At 62.9% G+C, this 23811-nt stretch carries 25 protein-coding genes; 17 read left to right on the forward strand and 8 right to left on the reverse strand.

The annotated features are described in order from the left end of the window. Positions 1-258: 258 nt before the first annotated feature. The 8 genes from MKK54_RS00040 (at position 259) to MKK54_RS00075 (ending at position 8536) form a co-directional block, all read left to right on the forward strand. Positions 259-864: a hypothetical protein gene (locus MKK54_RS00040; RefSeq protein ID WP_244008482.1), complete on the forward strand. Its 606-nt coding sequence runs from the start codon at positions 259-261 to the stop codon at positions 862-864. A gap of 1406 nt (positions 865-2270) precedes the next feature. Beyond that, the gene (locus tag MKK54_RS00045; protein WP_244008483.1) at positions 2271-2555 is read left to right on the forward strand and encodes a hypothetical protein; all 285 of its coding nucleotides are present in this window, start codon (positions 2271-2273) and stop codon (positions 2553-2555) included. 2 nt (positions 2556-2557) lie between these two features. After that, positions 2558-2761, forward strand: coding sequence for a hypothetical protein (locus tag MKK54_RS00050; RefSeq protein ID WP_244008484.1), 204 nt, complete (start codon positions 2558-2560; stop codon positions 2759-2761). A 35-nt stretch (positions 2762-2796) separates the two neighbouring features. Continuing rightward, positions 2797-3087, forward strand: a complete 291-nt coding sequence (locus MKK54_RS00055; RefSeq protein ID WP_244008485.1) for a hypothetical protein — start codon at positions 2797-2799, stop codon at positions 3085-3087. Between the two features lie 32 nt (positions 3088-3119). Continuing rightward, positions 3120-4007 (forward strand): hypothetical protein, encoded by an 888-nt coding sequence (locus MKK54_RS00060; protein WP_244008486.1) that lies wholly within the window; start codon positions 3120-3122, stop codon positions 4005-4007. A gap of 286 nt (positions 4008-4293) precedes the next feature. Further along, positions 4294-8085, forward strand: coding sequence for a phage tail tape measure protein (locus MKK54_RS00065; RefSeq protein ID WP_244008487.1), 3792 nt, complete (start codon positions 4294-4296; stop codon positions 8083-8085). Then, positions 8085-8327 carry a hypothetical protein gene (locus MKK54_RS00070; RefSeq protein WP_244008488.1) on the forward strand — a complete coding sequence of 81 codons (243 nt, stop codon included), beginning with the start codon at positions 8085-8087 and terminating at the stop codon, positions 8325-8327. The genes MKK54_RS00065 and MKK54_RS00070 overlap by 1 nt, the downstream gene beginning before the upstream one ends. Next, positions 8324-8536: a hypothetical protein gene (locus tag MKK54_RS00075; RefSeq protein WP_244008489.1), complete on the forward strand. Its 213-nt coding sequence runs from the start codon at positions 8324-8326 to the stop codon at positions 8534-8536. Before MKK54_RS00070 ends, MKK54_RS00075 begins: the two co-directional genes overlap by 4 nt. Before the next feature lie 38 nt (positions 8537-8574). On the opposite strand, the gene MKK54_RS00080 is transcribed toward MKK54_RS00075, so the two are convergent. The 3 genes from MKK54_RS00080 to MKK54_RS00100 form a co-directional block, all read right to left on the reverse strand. Beyond that, on the reverse strand, positions 8575-8718 hold the full coding sequence (locus MKK54_RS00080; RefSeq protein WP_244008490.1) for a hypothetical protein: 144 nt from the start codon (positions 8716-8718) through the stop codon (positions 8575-8577). A 778-nt stretch (positions 8719-9496) separates the two neighbouring features. Further along, positions 9497-9844, reverse strand: a complete 348-nt coding sequence (locus tag MKK54_RS00090; RefSeq protein ID WP_244008492.1) for a hypothetical protein — start codon at positions 9842-9844, stop codon at positions 9497-9499. A 1208-nt stretch (positions 9845-11052) separates the two neighbouring features. After that, a complete protein-coding gene (locus MKK54_RS00100; RefSeq protein ID WP_244008493.1) occupies positions 11053-11484 on the reverse strand; it encodes a hypothetical protein in 432 nt (143 codons plus the stop codon). A 228-nt stretch (positions 11485-11712) separates the two neighbouring features. Between MKK54_RS00100 and MKK54_RS00105 the strand changes: the two genes are divergently transcribed. The 3 genes from MKK54_RS00105 to MKK54_RS00115 all read left to right on the forward strand — a co-directional run bounded on the left by MKK54_RS00105 (position 11713) and on the right by MKK54_RS00115 (position 13062). Then, positions 11713-12372: a ParA family protein gene (locus tag MKK54_RS00105; protein WP_244008494.1), complete on the forward strand. Its 660-nt coding sequence runs from the start codon at positions 11713-11715 to the stop codon at positions 12370-12372. Beyond that, entirely contained in the window at positions 12372-12746 is a 375-nt protein-coding gene (locus tag MKK54_RS00110) for a hypothetical protein (protein WP_244008495.1), read from the forward strand. The genes MKK54_RS00105 and MKK54_RS00110 overlap by 1 nt, the downstream gene beginning before the upstream one ends. Before the next feature lie 79 nt (positions 12747-12825). After that, complete coding sequence (locus MKK54_RS00115) at positions 12826-13062, forward strand: hypothetical protein (RefSeq protein WP_244008496.1); 237 nt, start codon at positions 12826-12828, stop codon at positions 13060-13062. On the opposite strand, the gene MKK54_RS00120 is transcribed toward MKK54_RS00115, so the two are convergent. From MKK54_RS00120 to hsdR, 3 genes are read right to left on the reverse strand one after another with little or no spacing between them, the layout of a single operon-like run. Then, a complete protein-coding gene (locus tag MKK54_RS00120; protein WP_244008497.1) occupies positions 13037-14221 on the reverse strand; it encodes a restriction endonuclease subunit S in 1185 nt (394 codons plus the stop codon). The two genes, MKK54_RS00115 and MKK54_RS00120, sit on opposite strands and share 26 nt — an antisense overlap. After that, a complete protein-coding gene (locus MKK54_RS00125) occupies positions 14221-15795 on the reverse strand; it encodes a class I SAM-dependent DNA methyltransferase (RefSeq protein WP_244008498.1) in 1575 nt (524 codons plus the stop codon). Before MKK54_RS00125 ends, MKK54_RS00120 begins: the two co-directional genes overlap by 1 nt. Before the next feature lie 12 nt (positions 15796-15807). After that, complete coding sequence (gene hsdR / locus MKK54_RS00130; protein ID WP_409564098.1) at positions 15808-18171, reverse strand: EcoAI/FtnUII family type I restriction enzme subunit R; 2364 nt, start codon at positions 18169-18171, stop codon at positions 15808-15810. 263 nt (positions 18172-18434) lie between these two features. Here hsdR and MKK54_RS00135 point away from each other — a divergent pair, with 263 nt between their 5' ends. After that, positions 18435-19001 (forward strand): recombinase family protein, encoded by a 567-nt coding sequence (locus tag MKK54_RS00135; protein ID WP_244008500.1) that lies wholly within the window; start codon positions 18435-18437, stop codon positions 18999-19001. Positions 19002-19003: 2 nt separating this feature from the next. Here MKK54_RS00135 and MKK54_RS00140 read toward each other — a convergent pair whose 3' ends face one another. Beyond that, positions 19004-19252, reverse strand: coding sequence for a hypothetical protein (locus MKK54_RS00140; RefSeq protein ID WP_244008501.1), 249 nt, complete (start codon positions 19250-19252; stop codon positions 19004-19006). A gap of 491 nt (positions 19253-19743) precedes the next feature. On the opposite strand from MKK54_RS00140, the gene MKK54_RS00145 reads away from it, so the two are divergent. The 4 genes from MKK54_RS00145 to MKK54_RS00160 all read left to right on the forward strand — a co-directional run bounded on the left by MKK54_RS00145 (position 19744) and on the right by MKK54_RS00160 (position 22172). Continuing rightward, positions 19744-20019 carry a hypothetical protein gene (locus MKK54_RS00145; protein WP_244008502.1) on the forward strand — a complete coding sequence of 92 codons (276 nt, stop codon included), beginning with the start codon at positions 19744-19746 and terminating at the stop codon, positions 20017-20019. Positions 20020-20211: 192 nt separating this feature from the next. Then, a complete protein-coding gene (locus tag MKK54_RS00150; protein WP_409564097.1) occupies positions 20212-20727 on the forward strand; it encodes a MucR family transcriptional regulator in 516 nt (171 codons plus the stop codon). A 771-nt stretch (positions 20728-21498) separates the two neighbouring features. After that, a complete protein-coding gene (locus tag MKK54_RS00155; RefSeq protein ID WP_244008503.1) occupies positions 21499-21639 on the forward strand; it encodes a hypothetical protein in 141 nt (46 codons plus the stop codon). A 308-nt stretch (positions 21640-21947) separates the two neighbouring features. Next, on the forward strand, positions 21948-22172 hold the full coding sequence (locus MKK54_RS00160) for a hypothetical protein (RefSeq protein ID WP_244008504.1): 225 nt from the start codon (positions 21948-21950) through the stop codon (positions 22170-22172). Between the two features lie 221 nt (positions 22173-22393). Here the strand turns inward: MKK54_RS00160 and MKK54_RS00165 are convergent, their stop codons facing one another. After that, positions 22394-22807 (reverse strand): response regulator, encoded by a 414-nt coding sequence (locus MKK54_RS00165; protein WP_244008505.1) that lies wholly within the window; start codon positions 22805-22807, stop codon positions 22394-22396. A gap of 177 nt (positions 22808-22984) precedes the next feature. On the opposite strand from MKK54_RS00165, the gene MKK54_RS00170 reads away from it, so the two are divergent. Beyond that, positions 22985-23329 (forward strand): phage antirepressor N-terminal domain-containing protein, encoded by a 345-nt coding sequence (locus MKK54_RS00170; RefSeq protein ID WP_244008506.1) that lies wholly within the window; start codon positions 22985-22987, stop codon positions 23327-23329. Positions 23330-23811: the final 482 nt, after the last annotated feature.

Below are 23811 nucleotides of genomic sequence, written 5' to 3' on the forward strand. Positions count from 1 at the left end.
CGAATTCCGCGACGCACTGGTCAGACAAGGTGTGGATCAGAAACCGGCATGGGTCTGTGCGAGGACTTTACTTCACCACGCGTACATGAAGCGCGTTCATGACGCTCACAAGGAGGCAGGAATACTGTGAACATGGCCCCAGCACGGGGCGCTTTTGTTCGGTCTGAAAATGAAAAGGCCCCGCGGCGGCAACCGCAGGGCCAGGAATTTTCAACCGTCGATAACAATCCAGGCGCCCGCCCGAACAGCTCAACAGACATGAAACGTGTAGCACCTGTAGAGGTTGCTGCCCAGACCATTCGCGATCCTGCGGCGCTTATCCCGGCTCGTCGGCGCGTGCAGGAGATCACGCTTCTCCTGCACGCCCGTCATAAGGGCCCCTGCCTGACGGATGACGCTGGCACCTACCTTGACGAGATCCTGCCGCACATCGCGATCAAGTGCGGGGCCGCCGGTTTCGGGTTCGCCCTCACTGAGTGGGCCGTTCGGAACTGCCCCGGCCTGTCGCCTGCGGACATCAAGGACGCCGTCAGGCGCATCCTGCCGGCCCCGCCTCGCTATACATCGGCCGCGATCGGACGGCGCCTCAACGTCAGGATCGCCGAAGCGAAGCACCTGGGCCTCCGGTACGTCCGCCCGGTCGGCTGGACTGCCGCGAAGCACGAGCGGGAGATGAAGGCCGCGAAGGCCGCGGCTCTGAAGGCCAAGCGGCAGGCGACCGGCGAGACGAAGACCCCGCGCGAGCTGTCCGTCACCAAGCTCGCCCCCTGGACCGGCCTGGGCGTGTCCCGGGCAACCTTCATGCGCCTGCCGAAGGATGTGCAGGCGGCCCACGTCGAGCAAGCCCGGGAGGCCCTGCGATGATCCAGCTCCGTGAGACCGATGAGACAGATTTGTCGCTCGTACTCTTTCTCTCTCCGCGCACATTTTCGTCTCAAGCGCCTTTGCCTGGGCTTGGCGGGGTCGGCGCTCAGCCGCCGATCCCCGACACCCTGCCATTGGATGCGGGCAGCGCACGGCAAACCCCAGACGCTCTACAGTCTGGAGATCCGTCACTGCATCCTGCCGCGCCGGGTGCCTGTATAACCTCTCTGGCATCTCACCCCTGCGCACTCGCGGGCCGGGTCGACGTGCCCGCCTACGCGCCTTGGAAGGCGCTACGGGCCCGCCGCCCCTCACTGTCGCGGGCGTTATCGCCCGTGCGACGTCCTATCCCCGATGCCCTCGCCGCCGTCCTTAAGAGGCATCGAGAGGGTGTTGAGACCATCGACCCTGTCGCGTCCCATCCGTTCCCCGCATCCCCGCCTTCCCCGGTTCAAGCGGCCTGCCATATCCGGATGCGCTCCACGATGGCGGTCCGGCGAGGCGGCGGGGTCGTGCGGGTCGACCATCACCGGATGGTGATGGTTGGTGCAGCCGAGGCCGGTCTGCGCTGGCGAGGCCGTGGAGAGGCACAAGACCATGATGGTTCCCAATCGCCGGGCAATGCCGTGGCGCCCGTCCTGGGCCGTCTGGTGCGGGCTGGCGGGGCATCTGGAGTGAAGAGCGCAGGGACCGTGGACGCGCGCGATTTTTACCGGGGTACCGGGTCACGCCGCCGTTTTCGCGTGTTTGGTGGTCAGCGAACGCGTGTTTCGTTTCGTGCCGCCCACCCCACGCCGGGTGCCCCGGGTCCCATTTGCGCGCCGATCGGCGTCCTCTGGAGGGCTGCCCAATGACCGCCCCCCGCCACGACCCCGCTGGTTTGGCCGCCCGCATTCGTGCCGGCCGGGCAGAGATCATGAGCCTACGTGCCCGCCTTGAAGCTCGGGAGGCCGAGATCTTCCGCCTATGCGATCAGCTCGCGAGACTTCCCTCCGATGCACCGGAGCCCGCATCGGCACCCGCCCGGCCGTGGGTTCCGATCAAGGCTGCGGCTCGACAGTCCGGGAAATCCGTCGACACCCTGAGACGCCATGGAAGGCCCGGTGGGTGGGCATGGAAGGCCGGCGGTCTTTGGTATGTCGACCCAGCCGGTTTGGATGCGTGGATGCGAGGACATGGACCGCAGTTCTGAGCCCAGGTGCCGCCACCATGCTTCCCGCGACGAGCCTCCCAAACGTAATCCTGCTTAAGTTTGAATGTCGCGGTGATGAACTCAATGAAGGCCGTCCCCGCGTCCGTGCGGGCCCACTAAGCGGGACGCTTGATGTCCTCGCTGCCGCCAGCCTTCCACATGTTCGTCAGCGACAACATCTCGTCGCGCTCGTGGATCGGGGTTTGAGTCCCCCGTGGACACGCGCGTGCGCGACATGCACATTCTTGCTTTGTTCTGCGTCGAGACGGTCGCCCCGATGGCGGGGCATCATGCACACATGAAGACGCCCCCGCCCTCCACTGCTGCCGAGGACGCCGCCCCCGAGCGGCGGGGACGTCTTCAGGTCCGCGTACCTTCGAACCTTGCGCTCGCCGTCCGGCTCGCCGCCGAGGTTCACCAGGTGCCCCTCTCGAATTTTGTCGCCGGCGCGCTGCACGACCGCCTCGCGCGCGACGCCGGCCCGACCCGGAAGTCCTAACGATGGCTCTGAACCTCACCCTCCCTCCGAAGTCAGCCTCCGAACGCGATCCCGCAGCCAACAGCGAAGGCTTCCAGGCCGGCGTCAACGCCGAGCGAGCGAAGTGGGTCGAAGCGGGCGCCCTGAAGGGCCAGATCCCCGCCGCCGGCGCGGTGTCATGGGATGAAATCACAGCCGAGATAAATGCGAAGTGCAATCTCGGATAAAATTTATCTTTTTAGAAGTCTAAGGAAAAATAATCATGAAAGAATTTTTCTTCAATTTCAACTTTGGCCGGGCCCGTATTCCGGAGTCTAACGAGACCATAAATCTTAAAGCTGAAGCTGAAATCGCCCTAACTGAGTTCAAGATGGTGACAATTGAACTCGATCATGCACAAAATTTATACAAATCAACAGATCAGAAGTGGAAGCGCGCTCGCGCTAAGTTGAGGGCTGCAAATAAACTTGTACGGACATCTCATTTTGCCGACTTCCAAGCCAAACGAACACAGGAAGTATCAACTACGGATTCAATAGAAGGTGCCAGATAACTCGCCAGTATTGACTTGAGAAAGCTAAGCTCATGAGCCGCCTCGCACAATTTCGCAGCCTGTTGACCCGGGCCCGCCAGGATGCCCCCGCTCCGGCCTCACAGCTCGCGCAAGATCGAGAGGCTGCCGCCTCTGAACTCGCTGCCGCCCGTGATGGTGTTGGCGAAGCCGAGGCGGCCTATCAGTCGGCCCTGCTCGGTGCGACCGACGAGGGCCTTCGTGCTCTCGATGACGCTCGCCGGGCCGCTACGATCCGCCTAGATCGCGCTACAGCACTCGTTGAGCGCTTCGCCGCCCAAACGGTCGCTGCCGAGGAGGCGAAGGCCAAGGCCGATCTGGCGCGGATCATCGAGGCCGCCGTGGCAGCGCAGGGCGAGTTCCGGGAGGCGGTCGATACCGAGCTCCCGGCGATGGCGGAAAAGGCGCGGGCGATCCTCGCTCTACGGGCCGACGCAGAGCGGGCAACGGCCATCGCCAACAAGGCGATAGCCGAGGCTGGAGAGGGCGAACCGCTTCCGGGTGTGGAAGCCTTCCGTGCCCTGCCTGGCCGGCCGTATGAGGAACTGAGCCGCGAGGTTCGGGATCTCTGGGTCGATGACGCTGGGAATGCCTCCGGGTATCAGGAGCAGATCAAAACTCGTGGAGATGGGGCCGGCACGCTCATGCTTCCCCACGCGCATCACCTGAGGATCTTCACAAGGAAGCAAGCCTTCCAGGTTGTCGAGTTCCTACCGGCCGAGCCTGGCGCGACGCCGCCGTCGCTTGATGTCGCGCTGGCGGTACCCGACCCCTACCCGGTGGTTTCTCAGGCTCAGGATCGGCGGCCGGTGACGGAGATGAAGTCACAGGGCCCAGTCCGCGAGGTCGCGAAGGTCGCCCCGTCCCGGCTCGATCGCATAGCGATGGGCCATGGCGCATAGAGTTTCAAGTATTACTGGCCGTTCTGACACGTTCCGGCCGGCATATAGCGGAGCAGTCTGAAGAGGGTTCCGCCGACGACCCGATAACGGAAAGCAAACCTCCGTGCTCCGCTCAGCGAAAGCTGAACCTTACGGTCAAGGTTTGCATGTCGGCACTTCAATTTCAGATCCGATGCACGCTCTGGAACGGCCAGTGCGTCGGTGGAGCGCCGCCCTAGGGCTGGCAGCCACGCCGCCGTCATGTCCTCGCATGGCGGCGGCGTTTTCACTTCAGGAGCACAGAACCTTGTCGACCGTTAGCAGTACCCTCGCACTCAAGGTCGATGACAACGGCTTCGCTGATAAACTTCGTGCCGATGCCGAGGCCGCCCGCCGGCTCGGCACGGATGCACAGGGTCTTTCGAAGCTCCGAGCCAACGCCGGGACTGCTGGCTTGGTCCGCCAGCTCGAACGCCTTCATCAGACTGCAACCCGCACGGAAGGCTACCAGACCGCGGCTCGCGCTCTTCAGACCCTCGGCGCGGGACACCGGACAGCTCGTACCGAAGTCGAGAAAACCGCCGCTACCCTCGCTCGGGCGCAGCGCCGGAAGGATTTCTTTGATCGGTCGCGCGCTTCCGGGTCTGCAAATTACGAGCACTTCAAGGGTAGCGGTCTCGTCGCCGAGGCGGACGCCGCGCTGCGGCGCGCCGCCCGGGCGCACACCGCCGCGACCCGCACCTTCGGCCGGACCCAGGAAGCCCTACAGGCTCAGAAGACGACCGTCCGCGCGCTCGGCTCCGAGCTGGAGCGCACGGGCACGCCGCTCCATCAGATTGCCCAGGTGCAGGCTGGCCTGCGGGGCCGGATCGAGCAGACCACGGCGGCAATTCACCGGCAGGCCCGGGCGCACGAGGAGGCGCGCGTTGCCGCTGCCGCGAGCGCGGCCGAGATCGCGCGGCGCGCCAACGCGGGCCTGCGCGCAGCCGTCCAGGGTGGCGCCGCAGCTCGCCGCGAGCGCGAGGCCAGCGTGGCGGCCCAGCGCGCCGCGGCGGGGCAGCGCGCGACGGCGCAGCTCCGGGCGACGGTACAGGGCGCGGAAGGCACGCGCGCCGCTCGGCGCGCCGCCGCCCGTGAGGCAGCGGATCAGGCACGTCGCGACAACAGCGATGCCCTGCGGCGGACGGTCCAGAGCGCTCGACAGGAACGCGCCGATCGCGAAGCAGCGGTCGCTGCCGAGGCCTCGCGCCGCCGCACGGCCGGCCGGGATATGGCCTCGGGAATGGGCGCCGCCGGCCGCCGGCAGTCCGCCGACATCGAGGGCGGCCGGCGCCTGACAGACGGCATGTCCCGCCCGGCCCGGGAGGCTCGTGAGCGCGCCGCGGCCGAGCGGGCTGCGGCTGAGGAGACCCGGGCCGAGGCCCGCCGGGATCAGGCCCAGGCTCGAAAGGCCCTGGTCGGCATCGGCGGCCTCGCCCTCGGCCACAAGGTCGATGAAGGCACCAAGGACGTTCTGCACACGTACAAGGAGTTCGACGATCTGCGGCGGTATCAGGCTGCGGTCGCGGACCTGACGCCGGACGAAAGCCAGAGCCGCGTCAACCAGGCGCTCCATCTCGGCGGCACCACCCGGTTCAACGATCTCCAAGCCTTGCACGCGCAGCTCGACCTCGCGCAGCGCGGCGTGAAGAAGGAGTTCGTGGAGCCCTTCGTCGGCGAGGTCGTGAACTACGCTCAGGCTATGAACACCGAGCTGGGGACCGCGGCCAAGACGCTCGAAGGGATCGTGTTCTCCACGAACCAAGGCGTCGAGGACCCCGCCACGGCGGTGAAGGTCATGCGCCGGCAGGTCGACCTTGCGGTGAAGATGTCCAAGATCGGCGGCCTCGACAACGAGGACGTCGCGCAGGCCTTCAAGTTCGGCGGCGCGTCCGGTTCCGGCGCCGGCCTCAGCAACGAGACGATGGGCACCGTGTTCGCGCTCCTGCGCCGCTCGGGCTACACCGGCTCGGAAGCCGGTGTCGCCCAGCGCGCCCTGGCCGGCAAGCTCGTATCGCCCACGATGAAGGGCCTCGACGCCCTCGATGCCATGGGCGTGAAGTGGGAGAACTTCTCCAAGATCAAGCGCGGCGCCGCCCCCGACCTCGCCGACAACATGATGCAGCGCCACTTCGGCAAGGGGCTCGTCGGCGGCCAGCGCGACAAGATGAAGGACATCTTCGAGGACGAAGATGTCATGGGCGACCGTCAGAAGTTCGTGGAGGCCGCGGTCGATGCGGTGTCCGGGAGCTTCGTGCAGACCAAGGGCAAGAACAAGGGCAAACTCTCGGTCGTGGACCGCAAGGCGCTGTCGAAGCAGTTCGGCAACCTGCACAAGAACCTGATCGAGAGCATCGACAGCGAAGGCCTCCTCGCCGCGATCATCAACGCCGACCCGACCCTGGCCCAGGCAAACGCCTGGGGCACGGACAAGCACGGCGGCAAGATCATCGCCCTGGCTCGCAAGGCCAAGGAGTTCCGGGAGTATCAGGAGCAGCTCCGGCACACGCCGGAGGGGTTCGCGAAGGACATCGGCGACAAGCGTAACGCCGGCTATGCCGGCGCCGCGACACGGCTCGCCGGCTCGAAAAAGAACTTCGCGAGCCGGGTCGGTCAGTCGCTCGATGACAACGGCCAGGGCGGATTCCTGACCAACATCACCGACGCGGCAGCGGGTGCGACCCAAGCGCTTGCAGAGCTTCCGAACTCGGTCATTGCTGTCGGTGCGAGCGCGGCCTGGCTCGCCGGCAAGGTCGCGGAGCTTGGTGGCACCGCCTTGCTCGTCGGCGCCTCGACAGGCGTCGCCACGGGGGTCGCGACCGGCAAGGGCGGTGCCATCGCTGCCGGTGCGCTTGCTGCCGGCACGGCGGGTGTAGGCGCGGCAACGGTCGGTGCTGGTCTGGTAGCGGCTAACCTTGGCGTCAAGATGATGCCGACGATCATCGCTCAGCGCGGCGCGGCCGGCTTCGATGCCTCAACCGGCTTCACGCCCGATGCGAACCCGATGGAGGGCATGGCGCCTGAGAAACCGTGGGCGCGGGAATGGCTCAAGCGGAAGATGCCCTCCGTCTTCGGACAGCGGGAGGGCTCGCTCCCGCCGGGCGAGGCCGGGATGCCGAAGCCTGCCCCGGCCCGGCTGCCTGGGCTCGACGGTCGACCGAAGCCCGCCGTATCCCGTCCTGGCGACGACGCGATGCTCGCCGGGCGGGGCGCGGCCGGCGCGGAACAGATGCGGGGATACGGCAGGACCCGGGATGAGGCGCCGATCCAGCGACTTCCCGGCTTCGGGACCAGCGCAGATCGGCGGCCGGATCAGCCCCAGGAGGAAGGGGCCCTGGCCCGGATACGGCGTCGCGCCGATGAGGCCCGGGCCAATTCGGCCTCGGCAGCACCACCGGCCTCGCCGACACCGTCGAGGACGGCGCCTCCCGCATCGGCAATGCCCCCTGCCCTGCCGGCCCACCCGGAGAGGGCGGCGGTCCCTGTGCCGGCTGCCGCGCCTGCGCCTGCGGCAGTCGTGCCGACAGGGGCCGGAGCAAGCCCCGTTCCGGACGCCGCCAAGACGCAGGAGGCTACGTCAGCTCTGTCCGCCTACCGGGCCGAGCTGGAGAGCGTCAAAAGCGAGCTGGCGGCGACATCCTCGCTCGATCTACCGGGCGTGTCTTCCGGGCTCGAAGCCCGGAAGGCCGAGCTGGAGCACATGATCGAGGGGGTGCAGGCGAAGCTTCGGGAGATCGGCACACAGTCGGTCGCCCCGCAGGTCGACACCGCCCACATCGACGCGGTGGCTCCCAAGGCCGCCGAGGCGAAGGCCAGCCTCGAAAACCTCAACGCGACCGAGGTATCGCCCCAGGTCTCGACGGGCGGCTTGGACGCCCTGATCGCCAAGGGCAAGGAAGCGCTCGCCGTCCTCCAGGCGGTGCAGAACGCTGCCAGCAGCGCCAACACTGCCATCTCTCGGGTCAACGAGTCTGGGCACATCCGGCCAGCGAGGAGCTGGATCCATAGGTCGAACGCGTCCTTTTCGGACGGCGTCACGCCTGGTGCGGGTGCACATTGATGTCGGACGATCGGATCGAAGCTCTTGAGCGCATCGTCGTGCAGCTCGCCGACGCCCTAGTGGCGCAGAGAGAGACGATGACGGCACAAGCCGTCATCCTCCGCGCCGTGGTCGATCTCGTCGCTCTCGATGACGTCCGCGATCTTGCTTTGTACCTCACTGCTGGCATGCCAGGTGAAGTCGACGCCGCCGTCCGCACCTTGCTCACCGATCCACCGGCCTGCCCCGGAGCGATCCAATGACGCCTTCCAAGCCCGTCTTCATCTACCGCGAGGACGGCCGGCTCGATTATCCTGCGATGCGCAACGTGGCGACCTGGGGCACGAAATCCTCCCGCCAGATCCGGGCCGAGGCCGAGCGTGCCGCTCGCAAAGCCGCGAAGGTGGCCGAGGGGACGAAGCCCCGCCGTCGCTCCCTTCCGCCCCGCGAGCTGCCGAACGGGATCGAGTGACCTGCGCACCCGGATAGCCGATCGCTCCCGGGCAAGGGTCAGTCTTTCGGCTTCTCGGCATCCTCACCGCCCTGGCGGTCCGTGCTTTGGCCCGGCTGCTCCTTTACCGCGTCGCCCCCGATTTGCTTGCGGGCATCCTCGATCAGGTCATCGGCTACGCCGCGGTCGCGTTCACGATCCATCTGCAGGTCCCTCTCCGTGGCAACCAGTCTGGCGCGAATGCCAACAGATGGCGGACGTAGAGGTTCACGGAGCCGACCGGCATACCCGTCGTGGCGCCAACATACGATCGTGCTGTCGGCGTAGGTCAGAGTGGATCATCCGGTGGATCTGGTTCATCGACCTCCTGTCCCTCTTGGCGCATCTGCTCACGGACCCGCGCGAGGTAGTTCTGCCGTTCCAGCAAGTCGGCATATTTGAAACCCCTCCGTGATGGAGCGTCCGCTGGGACGTTCCATACACGACCCTGGTTTTCGCGCTCGAACAGCGCTTTGGCCCTTGCGTGAAGTTCCAGTTCTGATTTTCGGATCACGAGGCGCAGCCGGCTTAGGAGGATCGATTTCTCTCTGAAGTGCGTTGGGAGTGGATAGGTTTCTCAGGAGATACTTTAATGCGCACAACGACCCTCGCCCTCGCTTCCTCGCTCGCTCTTGCTTTGACGGGTTCCGCCTTCGCTCAGACGCCTGCCGGCGGCGGAAGCACTGAAGGCAACATGAACAATCCCGGAAGTGTGAAGAGCAACTCCGAGAAGGGTATGGAGCGCTCGACCGGCTCTGCCACCATGGCACCAGGCAGCACGGGCTCCATGATGGCGCCGGGAGCGGCTACGGGCACAGGAACCGCTGCTCCGATGAAGAGTGCGCCGGCCGGCTCAGTCGCACCCGCCCGCTAAGCGGACACGGCACGATGGAAGGAGGCCGGGCCGTGCCCGGCCTTTTTCGTTTCTCAGACAACTTACGCCTACGACGTACTTTCGCCCGGGTTGAGCAGCGCCGGGTTCTCACTGAGATCGCGAACGATGCTCCAAGCGATCGCATCCGAGGTTGCGCCTTCGGCAAAGCGGTCCTCCCATGTCAGAGCGCCATAGGTGTTGTAGCGCGCCACGGCTGCGAGCTTGATGAGCAGGCCTTCTCGTGTCGTTGGCCTTTCCGCAATGATGGCCGCGTCTACGGAAGCGGACCAAGCTGCTAGCCGCTCTTCCTCCGCAGCGTCGGTCTCCGTATTTTCTGGGCCTCCGTAGTAGAATGCTTCGGCAGCGGTCAGCTCGATCAGCTCGCGGCCGAGCTGGTGAAGTCGTGTGTCAGCCATGTCAGCGTCCTCCGTCCGTGTGTTGCCGGCCCGTGTTCTGGTGATGGGGCGACCCGGTTGCTCGATCCTCTGCCTTCTCGAAAACCTGTTTTTTGCCGTAGGAAGGCCGCTGACGCCTTCTGGTTAGATCTTGGGTATTCGTGCTCTTTAAGGATTTACGCCCACCTCCTGGGGCATCCTCGCGCCGAGCAAGCCGCATCCAAGCGACCCATCCTGCATCCACGATCGCGACCACGTTTGTCTGATTGCGGAAGGCCGAGACTCGTCGCTCCTGAACGGTCACAAGGCCAAGCGTGCGTGCCTGTCGGAGAGCGTTGCGCACGGTCGACCGGGAGACCCCCGCCATGGCCGCGATGTGGTCGAGAGCGAGCCGGCAGTCGCCGCGCTTGGCCGTCTCGGCCGAGACGACAGCCAACACCGCTTGTTCTGCTAGGGTGAACCGACAGGCGACGCCGGGCGGCATTCGTCCGGAGGCTGCCCAACGGCGTCGGCGTTCCATGCTGGCGTCTGTACGGGGTCGAGATCCGGCGGCCCGCCTGGGGCCGTCCGGCGCGGTCCGAAGGGCCTTTCGAGCCCCTATCAGCCCGTCCAGGTCTTCGGCTTCGTGTTCGGTCAATAAGCCGGCACCGAACGCCTGCCACATCGCTCGGGCCAAATCTGGCAGGCGATCCCTCGGCGCAGCCGTAATGGCTCGCCGTATTTCCATTGCGTGCACGTCTTTTCTCCGGGTCTGAAGGACCCGCCGGAAGGGACGTCACAGGAAAAAAGCCAGCCGACTGCGTTTACAGGAAACCTGCACATTGACAGCGCGGTGGGGGTGGGAGAGGATCGACATCGCCAAACGACGATACCTCTGGAGCCCCGGCTTCGGACCTGAGACCCGCCCTTCGAGGCGGGTCTTTGCGTTAAAAGGCTACTTCATCTCGTCTCCTAGCGCCGAGTCTCACTCGACGCGCCGGCTACCATCGCCGCCACCTTCGGGCCAGTCAACTTCGCTTAACCGTGTTCGGCGGCTCAGCAGCCTTCCGGTATGGTATTGCGTACCAACCCCAAGGGTTCGGGATGCCTGCCCAGAGCCTTTCAGACCATTTTTTCAGGCGAATAATTCTTCGAGTTTCGTCCTTCGTCTCAAAAATTTTTTGAAGCTTTGGCGTCGGTGATGCACGAGCCACGGCTGACGGATCGTTCAGAACTTGACCACTTACAGCTCAGCAGCCGTAGGCGCCCTCGAACAGATCTCCTAGGGCTCGCCGCTTCCGCCGGTTTGCGTGCCGTCTCCTGCGATGCTCGGGCGCGTCGTGCAGGATGTGGCAGCGCTGGCACCAGGCGGCGAGGTTGCCCGGGCCATTCACGCTCGTGTCGTGGTTCCGGTGCGCGGTCGCGAGATAGACGTGGGTCCGGCGAACTGCGGCTGAGATTTCAGCCGCAGCCGGCTGCGGCTTGAGCGACTGGCCCTTGCCGTCGCGCCATCGACCGGCCTCGGCGTCCCACCAGCGCCCGTCGCCCAGGTGCAGCACGATCCGGCCGTGGGGCCGGCCGCACTGCTCGCATGCGCCCTTGGCCCGCACGAACCGGATCTGGCGGGAGAGCTGCGGCCAATCGATCGGGTAGAAGAAGCGGTGCTCGCGCCGGATCGGCATAGGAAGTTCCCAAGACAGATCAGCGTCTTGAACCATACCCTAGCGATTGGTGGTGAGGGTTCCTAGACCGATGTTCGGCTACCAAAGCGGCGCCCGCGCCATTGCGCCTTTGCCCAACAGGGCAAAAGGGATTTTGCCCAAGACCGCAGTCGGGTTTACGGTTTTTTGACCATTCGGGCGCTTCATCGTCCGGGCATTCGGCCACTCGCGCATGGGGGAACTAGGGCAATGGCTGTCGTGAGCGTTTGCTCGACCAAAGGCGGCGTCGGCAAGACGACGCTCGTCATCTGCCTTGCGGACGCCTTCGCGCGGCAGGGCGGCACCGTGGCGATCATCGATGCCGATCCGAACGGGCACGTTGCCTCCTGGCGTGAGCGGGCAGGGGACGACTGCACCGTCGATGTGATCTCAGGCGTAACCGAGAAAGCGATCCTCGATCGCATCTCCGAGGCGGCGTCGCGCTATTCTGTCGTGCTCGTGGACCTTGAGGGCGCGGCCTCCCAGGCCGTGACCTACGCTATCGCAGAGTCGGACCTAGTGCTGATCCCGACGAAGGTATCCGGCATGGACCTGCAGGAGGTCTTCCGGACGTATGAGGTCGTGCAGCGGGCCGAGCGCATGCTGCGCCGGCCAATCCCAGCCCGGGTGGTCCTGACCCAGATGTCGCCTCTCCAGAGCCGCGTAGCCCAGCATGCCCGGCAGGAGATCCAGAGCGCGAGCATTCCCGTGCTGCGGACTGAGGTCATCCAGCGTGCAGCATATCAGAGCATCCACTTCACCGGATCGACCCCGGCCGGCCCGGACGGTGATCCCAAGGCGTTGGGCGAAGTGAAGGGCGTTCTGGACGAGTTGCTGGCGACCCTGGCCGAGCAGGAGCAGGCCGCCTGATGAGCAAGCCCACCTTCATGCCTTCTCCGCGGCCCCGCCCGCGCACAAGCTCCGAGGATGCTCAGCAGCTCGCAGCTGCAACTAGCGACCTCGGATTCACCAGAGCGTCCAACGCTCCGGAGGAACCGCCTACCACGTCAGCTTCAACACCAAAGGCGGCTCCGGCTATTGCCCAAGCCCCCAAATCCCCCATTGCCCCTTCTAAAGGGGCGGCCCTGAAGTTCGAAGTTCCTGACGAGGTCTGGACGGCCCTGCGCCAGGAAGCGCTGAACCGGCGCGTCACGGTCAAGTATCTGGTCCTCGAAGCGTTGGCGGCCAAAGGCTACAGCGTCGACCTCTCAGCCGTTCCAGAGGACGGAAGGCGCCTGCGATGATCACGGTCGCCTTCATCGGCATGCTGACGGCGGCCCTGACGGCCGCCGTCGCTGGGGCGATCAGCGATCCGGAGGAGCAATGAGCGAGAGGCGCCGAAGCCGTCCCGACTTTGATCCGCTGACTGAAGCGCAGCTTCTGGCCGGCCGCACGGCTGACCGGCGTGTCCTGCTTCAGCCCACGTCCAGCCAGGACTTAGGCGAGCTGTTGACCGCGATCGAGCATGTGACCGAGGCTGCAACGGGGGAGCGAAGCTTCCTGCATCTGAAGCCGCTAGCAGCCTACGAGGCGGTTATTCAGCAGCAACCAAGTCCTTAAGGGCAGGAGCAATCTCGACCTGTTCACTGAAAGCGTGGTGAAGAAGAGCAGGAATGAGAGCAGCAAGGTCAGCTTCCGCAGCTTTCATATACTCGTGAGCCTTAGTGGCACGTTCGAAAGCTCTCTCAAGACGAACCTGCCGGTCGATAGGAGGCATAGGCAATCGGAGCGTAGAAAGGCTCTCTGGTCTGAGCCTCTCCCGACGAGCACCCTGTCCACGAGTGAGCTGCGCAAGATGATTATGAAACCAACTTGTTCGACAAATATGAGAAAGATACTCTGGTCTCAGCTTTCCTGGTTTGCATCTAAAAGTCCGATATTCAGGTGATACAAACCTGCCTTCTTTAGCCGGACTACAGACGGCAACAGCCCCCTCCCATCCCTTGACTTGGCTGACCACAAAAGCCTCGGAGAATATTCTATTGAAATACCGATAAGTTGTATCCTCAGCTGCGACCGCAGACTTTTCGAAGAGCCCGCCACCAAAACCTCTAATTCCTACTTGTGGGTAACTGCGCCCCGGTAGGATTTCAGTGCGGTGCTCCTCAAGAGTGAGAAGCTCGCCGACAGAAAACTCTTCATCACTCTCAGCGAGATGTGCCGAAACAGTCAGATCTTCCAACTCTTTAATGACCGCGCCTGCAATACGTTGATGAGCTTGGACATGCCTGGCGGCCGCATCAAGTTCCGCCACGATCCGGCGCTGCTCAAAAAGCGGCGGAAGAAGAAGCTTTACGTTCAGGAAGCGTTCCGGCTTAACCCTATTCTTTCCACTCGTCCCTTGCGATAGCGATTCGCATTGAGACCAAGCGATCGACGTCTTGCAAAACCAATGTACAAACCTGGGTTCAACCTGCTTGCGATCAAGGGTAAACGTTGGAAATTCAGACGAACCATGAGCGCCAGCCATCGATTCGTCTACAACTGCCAGACTTCCATGTCTAGCCCAGATTTTGTTTATTACTAGATCGCCTTCCTCGGTTCGGAACAGTTGATTTGCTTGTATTTCAGAACCTGAAAGTATTTTATACTCGTAGGCGCCTTCGCCCCACCAGCGCACGCCGACAAGCCTGTATTTGCGATCTGGGTCGACAGTCTGTCCTCGCCAAGTCAATTCAGCGATCTGCCCTAACGGCACCTTTGGCCAGCGCCCTTTCATTATACAGCATCCCCCTCAGAACCCGCAGCTACCAGCGTCCGCAACTCCTGAAGGATGGCAAGCGCCTCAAACTGCCTAGATATGGCACTTGCTACGATCTCTGCTGGAGCGCGATGGTCGATTGTATCGCAGGTTTGCGGGTTCTTGAGATCAAGGTTCGCATCGATCACGCGTCCGGTCTCTTCGCGCCGTATGATGTCAGCGGCTGGGACACACCAAGCGTTCGGTCCCGGCTGCGGGTCATGCCACCAAGACCGTAGGTCGGTGAAATCCTCAGTCTGGAGCGGCATGGTTTTGGTGTACTTGCGCCGATCTTTAGGTAATGGCTGTTGCCAATACCAAATGTTTTCGGTGGGACCTGAGCTGTTGAAAAATAGGATGTTGGTGGGAATGTCAGTGTAGGGGGCAAATACACCTTCTGGCAGACGTACGATCGTGTGCAGATTGAAGTTCGCTAGAAGGTCCCCTTTAACGCGGGCGGCGATGCCATCACCGAACAGTATGCCATTAGGTACGACCACAGCGGCGCGCCCTCTACCGCCGCGCCTTAGACGACGCATGATCACTTGAAGAAACAGCAGAGCAGTCTCGGCAGTGCGGCGATCATCCGGAAAATTCGTGAGAATACCAGCTTCTTCCTCCCCACCGAAGGGCGGGTTGGTGAGAATAACATCAACGCGATCAGCCTCGCCTATTTCGGCGAGCCGGAAACGCAGCGCATTCCCAGGATCGATAACCGGCGCTTCCAGTCCATGAAGGAGAAGGTTCATCTGGGCTAAGAGGTAGGGCAGACTTTTTGCCTCACCACCACGCAGGCTGCCGCGTTGCACCTGCTTGCGCTTGGCCACCGTGTTGGCTTGGGCAGAGAGGTGGTCGAAGGCCTCGGCGAGGAAGCCGCCAGTGCCACAAGCAGGATCGAGCACAGTCTCGCCGAGACGTGGGTCTATTAGCTCGACCATAAGGCGTACGACGGGACGGGGCGTGTAGAACTCACCAGAGTCCCCGGCCGCGTCGCGCATCTCGCGCAGCAAGCCCTCATAGAGGCGCGAGAGGGTATGGATCTCGTCAGAGGCATCGAAGTGGATGGCGTGGACGAGATTGACCACATCGCGTAGGAGATAGCCGGACTCCATACGGTTTTGAAGACCGCGGAACACAGTGGAGACGACGTCGCGTCGGTCGCGCACGCCACTCCTGCCTCGCAGCCCGCGCAGGTAGGCGAATAAGCCAGGACCCTTGGTACCATCGAGGCGAATGGCCTCCTCAGCGGTGACGAAGCTGAGCAGATCCGGCCCGGTGATGCCGTCTGGCGCCGCAGCCCAATCGCGCCAGCGGTAAGGCGGCTCGATTGCAGGCTGGAAAGCGCGCCCCTCCATCACGGCTTCGTCGGCCTCGATCCGCTCCATGTCATCCAAGAACTTCAGGAACATGACCCAAGTGAGCATGGGCAGACGGTCAAGATCGCCGTTGAGACCCTTGTCTTTGCGCATGATCGTCCGGGCAGACTTCACGATGGCGTCAAGACGCTGGGCCGTCGTCTTCGGCGTAGCGCTTGGCTTTCTGCCCCGCGTCATGCGATCTCCTCCTCAGGCCGCGTAGAGGCGGCGGGTCATCTCGTCCAAGGCTGCGCGCAAGGCAAGCGGTCCGCCAAAGCGGCTTGCGATCTCGCTCGGATTGCCAAAGGCGTTCAAGGGCTCGACCTTGAGCACATCGGGTATGACGAGTTGCATCGCCCCATGCGTGGCATATTTATCAAGGAGGGCGTCGAGGACGGCACGAGCGTCCGGCCCATGGCGATCGAACAAGTCACTTGCCTCGCTGCGCACCCTGTCGACACGGTCACGGCGCGTGCGCGGGGGTGCATTCCAGGCCAGATGGCAGAGGAGATCGAAGGGGTCGTCATCCGGCCGGCCAGCGTCCTCTGCGAGCATGTCGAGGTCGATGCCGCGCTCGGCTAGCGCGTCAGCTATGGCTTGTCGCTTATCTGCTAATATCCACTCGGCCTTGAGAGCGTCGGGGGTAGGATAGAGCACTCGAACCTTCTCACCGGTCCAGTCTGTGAGCTTACGGCAGTTAAGTCGTTTCCCATCGGGATCGAGGTCAAACACGAGGTGCTGAACTATCTCGACCTCACCACCATCAACGTAAAACTTACGAGGTGGACCCGTATCGGTGTCAGATGGCAGCGTACTGCTAGTTTCTATCTCAGCATCTGGAGTCGCCTTCGCCTCAACCATGTCGGTTTCAACGATCTCACCCTCGGCGTTGATCTCAGTGCGCGTCGTCGCGATCGGATCGCCATCGAAATCTGAGTCGGCAAACATCTGTGTGGCCGAACCGGTATAATCAATGATGTTGAAGAACAGTTTGCCGTAGTCCTCGCGCATGCGCGTGCCACGGCCTATGATCTGCTTAAACTCAGGCATAGAGCCAACAATACGAGCAAGCACCACGTTACGGCATGTCGGAACGTCGACACCGGTAGTAAGCATTTGCGAGGTGGTTACAATGACAGGTGTGTCCCCGTCGACATTTTGGAAGGTCGAAAGATGGCTACGGCCGATCTGGCCCTCATCCGAGGTAACACGGCAGACGTAATCGGGATGTAGGCGCACAAGGTCCTCATTGAGGCGTATAAGCGCACTGCGCATCTCGCTAGCGTGATCCTGGTCGACGCAAAATACGATCGTTTTGGCAAAAAGGTCTGTGCCTTCCAGAAAGCTGGTCAGATGGCGCGCAATCGCCTCGGTGCGTGCCTTGAGCGCCACCTTCCGCTCGAAGTCACTGGTGCCATAGTGCGTGTCTGGAATTTCGCGACCATAGCGATCGACTTCTTCACGGCTAGGGCGCCAGCCGGAGGCGTCATAATCCGTCACAACGCGGTGAACGCGGTAAGGAGCGAGGAAGCCATCCTCGATGCCTTGGGCCAAGCTATAGGTGTAGAGCGGCTCGCCGAAGTAGTTGTAGGTGTCGCGTTCTGCCTCGCTGATTGGAGTAGCGGTGAGGCCAATTTGGAAGGCAGGCTTGTAGAAGGTGAGGATCTCGCGCCAGTTCGAGTCATCGCGGGCGCTGCCGCGGTGGCACTCATCAACAATCACTAGATCAAAGAAATCTGAGCCGAATTCCTGATAAAGACCAGGCCGGTTCTCGTCCTCGGCAATAGCTTGATAAGTCGAAAAGTATATGTCCCGGCTCTTGCTAATTGCGCCGCCTTCGATCTTAAAACGGCCCTCGCCGAAGGGCGAAAAATCCTTATCCCTCGGGTCGTCAACAAGCACCTTGCGGTCGGCAAGGAACAAGATTTTGGGCTTCTTATGTTGGCTGCGGCGGTTCCAACCGGAGGACCATAAGCGCCAGGCGATCTGGAACGTGATAGCCGTCTTGCCCGCCCCGGTGCAGAGGACGAGGAGAGATCGGTGCTGGCCCGTATGGATCGCGGCAAGAGCACGATTGACCGCAAGCTCTTGATAGTAACGCAGCGGCTTTGTGGGGTCTTCAAGGCCAGGCGTGAGCAACTGTTCAGCCGCGGCATCGTCGGCAAGCCCGAGACCGCCGCGCTCCCGTGACCAAAGTTCTTCTGGAGTGGGGAAGTCGGACCGCTCACGCTCTATACCAGCAGCGAGATCAATTTCGATAATCGCATGACCGTTGGTGGCATATGCGAAGCGCAGTCCTAGCGTAGTGGCGTAGTCCTTAGCTTGTTGAATACCATCCGCAGCCTGTTTATAGGCAGCTTTGGCCTCGACAACTGCAATCGGGTAATCTGGTCTGTAACGCAGGATGTAGTCGGCACGCTTGGCTTTGCCACGTCTCGGCTCACCACGCACGAAACGGACTCGGCCTTTGGTGAAATGACGCTGCTCGTTGATTGAACAAGGCGCAGCGTCCCAGCCTGCTGCCTGTAAGCGCGGGACGACGAACTTACGGCAGGTGTCGGCTTCTGTATCGATGCTCACGTGTACCTGTTGGCAGAGACTCTGTGGATTCGTCAAACCCATGATTGAGCGCGCTGAGTACAGGCAGCAGCCAGCCCGGTGGAGCCTACCAGTAGCCGTCTCTTAGACTCGTCATCCAGCTGAAGCTGCTAACCGTTCCACTAGACCCTGCCCTTGTGGAACGTTCCAGTCGGGCTCGCCGCCGGTTCCAAGAACATCGGATTTGCCTTTTGGAACGCACGCCGCCACTAGGTCTTTAGACCTAGTGGGACGAAAGCATGCTCGTCGGATACGCCCGCACGTCGACCCTGGAACAGGAAGCCGGCCTGGAGGCCCAAATTCGGGCGCTGACGGCTCTTGGCTGCGAGAAGCTGTTCCAGGAGCAGGTCTCGTCGGTAGGGCAGCGTACAGCCCTCCTAGGCGCTCTCGAGTTTTGCCGGGACGGCGACACGCTGGTAGTGACCAAGCTCGACCGCCTCGCCCGCTCCGTCACCCATCTCGGCAGCATCCTCTCGGAGCTTGAAACCAAAGGCATCGCGCTCCGGATCGAGAACCTGGGCGTGGATACCTCGACCCCAACCGGCAAGCTGATGCTCAACGTCCTCGGCGGGGTCGCGCAGTTCGAGCGGGAGATGATGCTGGAGCGCCAGCGAGAGGGGATCGCAAAGGCCAAGGCCGCCGGCGCCTACAAGGGCCGGAAGCCGACCGCGCGCGCCAAGGCGGCAGAGATCAAGGCCTTGGCGGCCGAGGGGCTATCTATGGCTGCCATTGCGGCAAGGCTCGGCATCGGCAAGGGGTCTGTGCATCGAGCGTTGAGCGCGAAGCCAGATCATCAGAACTCCTAGGCCTACCCACCCTTCGCTACGACGAACAACCCAAGACCGACAGCCAGGAAGACGCGAGATATCCAGGCGAAGGCGACGACACCGACCCCGTCATCCAGGGCGCGCAGATGAGCGATTTGCGCGAACATCGCGGCCCAATAGGCGGCACACAGGCTCAGGGCGGAAACGGCCCACATCGGTATGATGTGGTCGGGATCAACTTGCTGGCCGTCGCTCGTGACGCCACAGAGCAACGGCATCGCGACGCGCATTATAGGCATGTCGGATCGGCGTCCCATCCTCGCCGCGGCCTTCGCGGCTGTAGCCGAAGCGGAGAACGCCGTCCGCACCGTAAAGGCGCACGACCTCCGAGCGCCATGCTCGATCAGTCCGAACAAGAACCGCCTCGGTCTCTGCTAATCGGTCCGAGTACATGAGATGCCCTTGTGTATGGGTGTGCCACGTTTAACGCGAACCGGCGTAATCCGCTCCCATCCAGCCTCTGATTGTGGCTGGCAATGCAGCATCGAAAGAACGCCTCGGTTCCGAGGCGCCTCGCGACTCTCATCGTCCTCGGAGGAAGAAGAACCAGACCAGGATGAGAACGGGGATCGGCACCCCCAACAGCCACAGCAAGCTACCCGTCAGCATGACATTCTCCCTGGTACTGCTCTTGCAACCTCGCGATGCGAAGGACCGTTCCTGAGAGCGTCGCTCATATCGAGCGCCCGCCGGCCCGACCGTTTTTAGCCGAAAGCGTTTGATGAGCCGTCCCCGTAGCGTCGCCCTTCCATGGTACGCCGCAGAGCACTACGAGACGCTTCGCCAAAGCCTATCCGATGGCCACAAGCTGCCGGCACATTACGAGACCTGGCGGGCCTCCACCGAGCAGGTCGAGCGCGAGGTTCAGCGCAGCGGCGTCGAGGTCGTACGCGTACCGATCGAGCCGGACATCTTCACAGCCTGGTGCGAGGACGCGGGCTTGCAGCCTGACGGCGCAGCCCGCTCTCGGTACGCTGCTGAGGCTCTGATCCACTGAGGGTTAGAGCCCGAGCCCTAACCATGTGGGGCACTGATCCGGGTACTCGCCGCATAGCCTTGGCATGACCACGGCTTATGCACGATCAGTGATAGATCGAGGCCACCTGATATTATCGTTCTGAAACCAAAGCCTTGATTTCTCTGCTCATGACGTGGATGCAGAAGATCCCGAAAACCGGAGTGGCATCAAGTGCAAGACTTGCCTGAAACCAAGAACGAAACCGCAATCCAAGCTAGCGACTACGTTACCCTGACGGCCGACGTCGTATCGGCCTACGTCTCGAACAATTCCATTCCGATCAACGATCTGGGCAATCTCCTAAACAGCGTTCACGCTGCTCTCAGCGGCCTTGCTGCAAGTGGATCGGCCGCTCCGGCGAAGGACGAGGTCGAGAAGGCGACGCCTGCCCAGATCAAAAAATCGATCACGCCGGATGCTCTCATCAGCTTTGAAGACGGCAAGTCCTACAAGACACTGAAGCGCCACCTGACGCTGCGGGGTCTCTCACCCGCGGCGTACCGGACGAAGCACGGTCTCCCGTCCGACTACCCAATGACCTGTGCCAACTACTCGGCGCAGCGCTCCGAGCTCGCACGCACGCTCGGCCTCGGCAACAACCGCCGCGGCGCGGTCAAAGCCGGCACGCCGGATGACGTGGTGGATGGTCCCCCGAAGCGTCGCGGTCGCCCCGCCAAAGCTGCCTGACGGCGTACGGCCTACGCACCCAGCCCTAGATGGGGTCCGGTAACGAGTGAGCCCGTCCGGCGCGACACCGAACGGGCTCATGAGGTCTTCACCCTTCGTCTCACCCGGCCCGAGGCTAGAGACCGCAGCCCCGGAGGGCAAAGGAGCGCTCCGCGGCAGCGCGCCATACGATCAAGTGCGATGCAAGTCTTTACATCGAAACACGAGATCTGATCAATTGCCACTGGCAGTTCGGTTTGCGCAACGGAAAACGCGAGCGGACTGGTCTTTCGACGTCCGGCTCGCGCTGAAATTCCCTACGTGGATTTTCTGAGAAGATCCGGGTTGCACCCCGGTGCCTTCCTGACGTTTTTCATAGAGCTTTTTGCTCTTGACGTAAACACTCAAACCCTAACGATCAAAACAAGATAGCGCATATTGCGCATCTCGATCACGGCGCATCCTCAGCGACTCTGTGACCGACATGCCACGGCCGATGTTTTCTATCTGTTCCGCCGGCTGAGGACCTCGCGTGAGGAGGGTCGGTGGATCACATAGGAGAAGCACACCCGCACTCGGTCTCACCCCCATGTCGCTCGCCACTCGCTCCATCCTCGTGCAGCATCGCGAGGTCTCGGCCGTCGTTCTGACCTATGGTCTGTTCCTCGGAGGCCTCCTCACGGTCGCCTGGGCGATTTCTTGATGCCTCGTGGATGCACGAGGAGGATGCGGCGGCAGGAACGCTTCTGATCGCGAGCGCTTTGCTCCCAATAACGACCAGGGAGCGAAACCGTGACCTCAGCCGATACGCCACTGCCCGGCGCCGACCTCCAGCCGATCGAGGATGCGCCGGAGCAGCCTGAGAAGAAGCCGCCTGCGATACCGGAAGAAGACGACCCGGCGATCAAGGAGACCGAGGAGCAGCCGAGCTGATCGAGTTCATCTCGTACTCTGCCTGACGCAAGAAGCCCCGGACCGTTAAGCGGCCGGGGCTTCGTTCATTAGTCGCAGGCTGAGGGCCAACAGGGGTAACATCCGCTCAGCCCATCAGGGACGGGCAGGGGTGGAGAGGACCGAGCATGAGGCGCCACAGCAGCCCGCTTCGAGACATTGAAGCGAGCACACGGGAGGCGTTGGCGCGTGGTAGCGACCTGGGCCCTGGAACCATATCATCGACGGTGGCGGCGCTTGATGGGCTGGGGTAGACCCGCCGCCCCACCATGGGGCAGGGCGAGGACGGCATGATCGACACGAGCCAGCGCACTGCCGAGTTCCTCGCTATCGCGATTGAGAGTGCCGAACTCCGACAGCAGCTCGCGGACGTTCAGGACCAGTGCGTCGAACTGGCCGTCGATGCAGGCGAACTTCACGCGGAAATCGAGGCCTTGCGCGGCCGCCTCGCGCAGGCCGAGAAGGACCGCGACGCCTGGCGCGCCGAGGCCGAGCGGGGTCGCCGCACGGGCTGATCGCTGGGGAGCGCTCACTGCGCCCCCTTGGCTGCCCTGGACCGTCGGGATAGTTCTTCGAGGCGCGATGCAGATGCCGGCCCATGGCCCCGCACACGTCCGCACCCTGCTGCTCGGACTTTGGCGAGACGGCTGCGGGAGAGGGCCGGGGACACCTTGGGTGCCCCGGCCTGCCCCATCTCCCAGTTAAGGGCAGCCGCGATACACAGCCTATCCGCTTGCTACCTGTTCCGTCGCTTTAACGGTTCCGGCTTCTGACCATCAGGCAAAATCCTGTCGATGTGGTCATGCACGATTTGGGTACTGAAGGGCTTATCGAGGAACACCGCGCCCTCCGGAAGATCGTCCGGACCCGGCTTGGCTCGACCGGATGCGACAACGATCGAGATGTCTGGCCAACGCCTCGATGTTGTCCGCGCCAGCTCGAAACCATCAGGGCCGCCCGGCATATCTACATCAGTGAAAAGCAGGACGATCCGGCTCTCTTCCTGAGCCAAGATATCGAGCGCCTCGTTGGCATCCTTTGCCGTGAATGCACAAAATCCCGCGTCTTCCAAGATTGTTTCTGCATCCATGCGGATGAGGAAATCGTCGTCCGCGACAAGTGCACACGGAATATCTAGGGGCTCGGTCATACCCGATAAGTCAACTACGGATAAAAAGATCCGAAATCTTACTGAATATTGCAGCGTCGCCGACCGATTTGGAATGCGCACCGCCCTGGAGAGACAGGTGCACGCGATCATGGCCGCCGGGACCTTTCTGTCGATCCTGAAGAACCTCGGCCTCGCGCCGGAAACCGGAGCGCAGTCATGAGCGCCGCGGAGAACCTGCCCGCCGTCCAGAGCGTCGAGTTCAACGGCGACCGCCTAGCGACCTTCGAGAAGGATGGCGAACGGTGGGTCGCCATGCGCCCGATCGTTGAGGCGATGGGGCTTGCGTGGGAGCCGCAACGCAGGAAGCTCGAAAGCAGCGACCGTTTCGCGTGTCACCATATGGTGGCGCACGACAGCAGCGGGCGCCGGCAGGAGATGACCTGCATCCCCCTTCGCCGCCCCCAAGCTGCTGGCGACGATCAACCCGGCCATCCTGCGAGGGGATCTGGAGCCAAATCATTGGGGAGGGCACTCCCGATAGACTTGTCCTTAAGCCACTGATGAATCAAGGTTATCACTGTTGTTATCAACAGGAGGCAACCGATGAGCAGCGACCTGTTCGACCACGCCGGGATCGAGCTGGACCCCGTACCGCCCAAGACGCCACGGAAGGTCGTCAGAAAGCCCTCTGCCGCGGAGCGTGCCGCGTCGGGTCGCCTGGAAGGCGCCCGCCGCTCACGGGCCCCTCAGCGGCATCGCGTCGGCCCGGGCCGCGACCTGGCACCCGCCGACGTCGTGCCCTTCCCCCTCCACCGGAACACAGCCCTCGTGGCCCAGGTCACGGCCCGCCTGCCTCACGGCTACGCGCCGGATCTAGACAGAGCATGCGCGCAGGAGACCAGCGAATTCCGCGACGCACTGGTCAGACAAGGTGTGGATCAGAAACCGGCATGGGTCTGTGCGAGGACTTTACTTCACCACGCGTACATGAAGCGCGTTCATGACGCTCACAAGGAGGCAGGAATACTGTGAACATGGCCCCA

Origin of the sequence: Methylobacterium sp. J-068, assembly GCF_022829445.1 — a bacterium.
Classification (GTDB): Bacteria; Pseudomonadota; Alphaproteobacteria; order Rhizobiales; family Beijerinckiaceae; genus Methylobacterium.

Coding starts and splice junctions, on each gene's coding strand:
- MKK54_RS00040 (WP_244008482.1), top strand. CDS start 259: ATGAAACGTGTAGCACCTGTAGAGGTTGCTGCCCAGACCATTCGCGAT.
- MKK54_RS00050 (WP_244008484.1), top strand. CDS start 2,558: ATGGCTCTGAACCTCACCCTCCCTCCGAAGTCAGCCTCCGAACGCGAT.
- MKK54_RS00055 (WP_244008485.1), top strand. CDS start 2,797: ATGAAAGAATTTTTCTTCAATTTCAACTTTGGCCGGGCCCGTATTCCG.
- MKK54_RS00060 (WP_244008486.1), top strand. CDS start 3,120: ATGAGCCGCCTCGCACAATTTCGCAGCCTGTTGACCCGGGCCCGCCAG.
- MKK54_RS00070 (WP_244008488.1), top strand. CDS start 8,085: ATGTCGGACGATCGGATCGAAGCTCTTGAGCGCATCGTCGTGCAGCTC.
- MKK54_RS00075 (WP_244008489.1), top strand. CDS start 8,324: ATGACGCCTTCCAAGCCCGTCTTCATCTACCGCGAGGACGGCCGGCTC.
- MKK54_RS00080 (WP_244008490.1), bottom strand. CDS start 8,718: ATGGATCGTGAACGCGACCGCGGCGTAGCCGATGACCTGATCGAGGAT.
- MKK54_RS00090 (WP_244008492.1), bottom strand. CDS start 9,844: ATGGCTGACACACGACTTCACCAGCTCGGCCGCGAGCTGATCGAGCTG.
- MKK54_RS00100 (WP_244008493.1), bottom strand. CDS start 11,484: ATGCCGATCCGGCGCGAGCACCGCTTCTTCTACCCGATCGATTGGCCG.
- MKK54_RS00105 (WP_244008494.1), top strand. CDS start 11,713: ATGGCTGTCGTGAGCGTTTGCTCGACCAAAGGCGGCGTCGGCAAGACG.
- MKK54_RS00110 (WP_244008495.1), top strand. CDS start 12,372: ATGAGCAAGCCCACCTTCATGCCTTCTCCGCGGCCCCGCCCGCGCACA.
- MKK54_RS00115 (WP_244008496.1), top strand. CDS start 12,826: ATGAGCGAGAGGCGCCGAAGCCGTCCCGACTTTGATCCGCTGACTGAA.
- MKK54_RS00120 (WP_244008497.1), bottom strand. CDS start 14,221: ATGAAAGGGCGCTGGCCAAAGGTGCCGTTAGGGCAGATCGCTGAATTG.
- MKK54_RS00125 (WP_244008498.1), bottom strand. CDS start 15,795: ATGACGCGGGGCAGAAAGCCAAGCGCTACGCCGAAGACGACGGCCCAG.
- MKK54_RS00135 (WP_244008500.1), top strand. CDS start 18,435: ATGCTCGTCGGATACGCCCGCACGTCGACCCTGGAACAGGAAGCCGGC.
- MKK54_RS00140 (WP_244008501.1), bottom strand. CDS start 19,252: ATGCGCGTCGCGATGCCGTTGCTCTGTGGCGTCACGAGCGACGGCCAG.
- MKK54_RS00145 (WP_244008502.1), top strand. CDS start 19,744: ATGAGCCGTCCCCGTAGCGTCGCCCTTCCATGGTACGCCGCAGAGCAC.
- MKK54_RS00160 (WP_244008504.1), top strand. CDS start 21,948: ATGATCGACACGAGCCAGCGCACTGCCGAGTTCCTCGCTATCGCGATT.
- MKK54_RS00165 (WP_244008505.1), bottom strand. CDS start 22,807: ATGACCGAGCCCCTAGATATTCCGTGTGCACTTGTCGCGGACGACGAT.
- MKK54_RS00170 (WP_244008506.1), top strand. CDS start 22,985: ATGAGCGCCGCGGAGAACCTGCCCGCCGTCCAGAGCGTCGAGTTCAAC.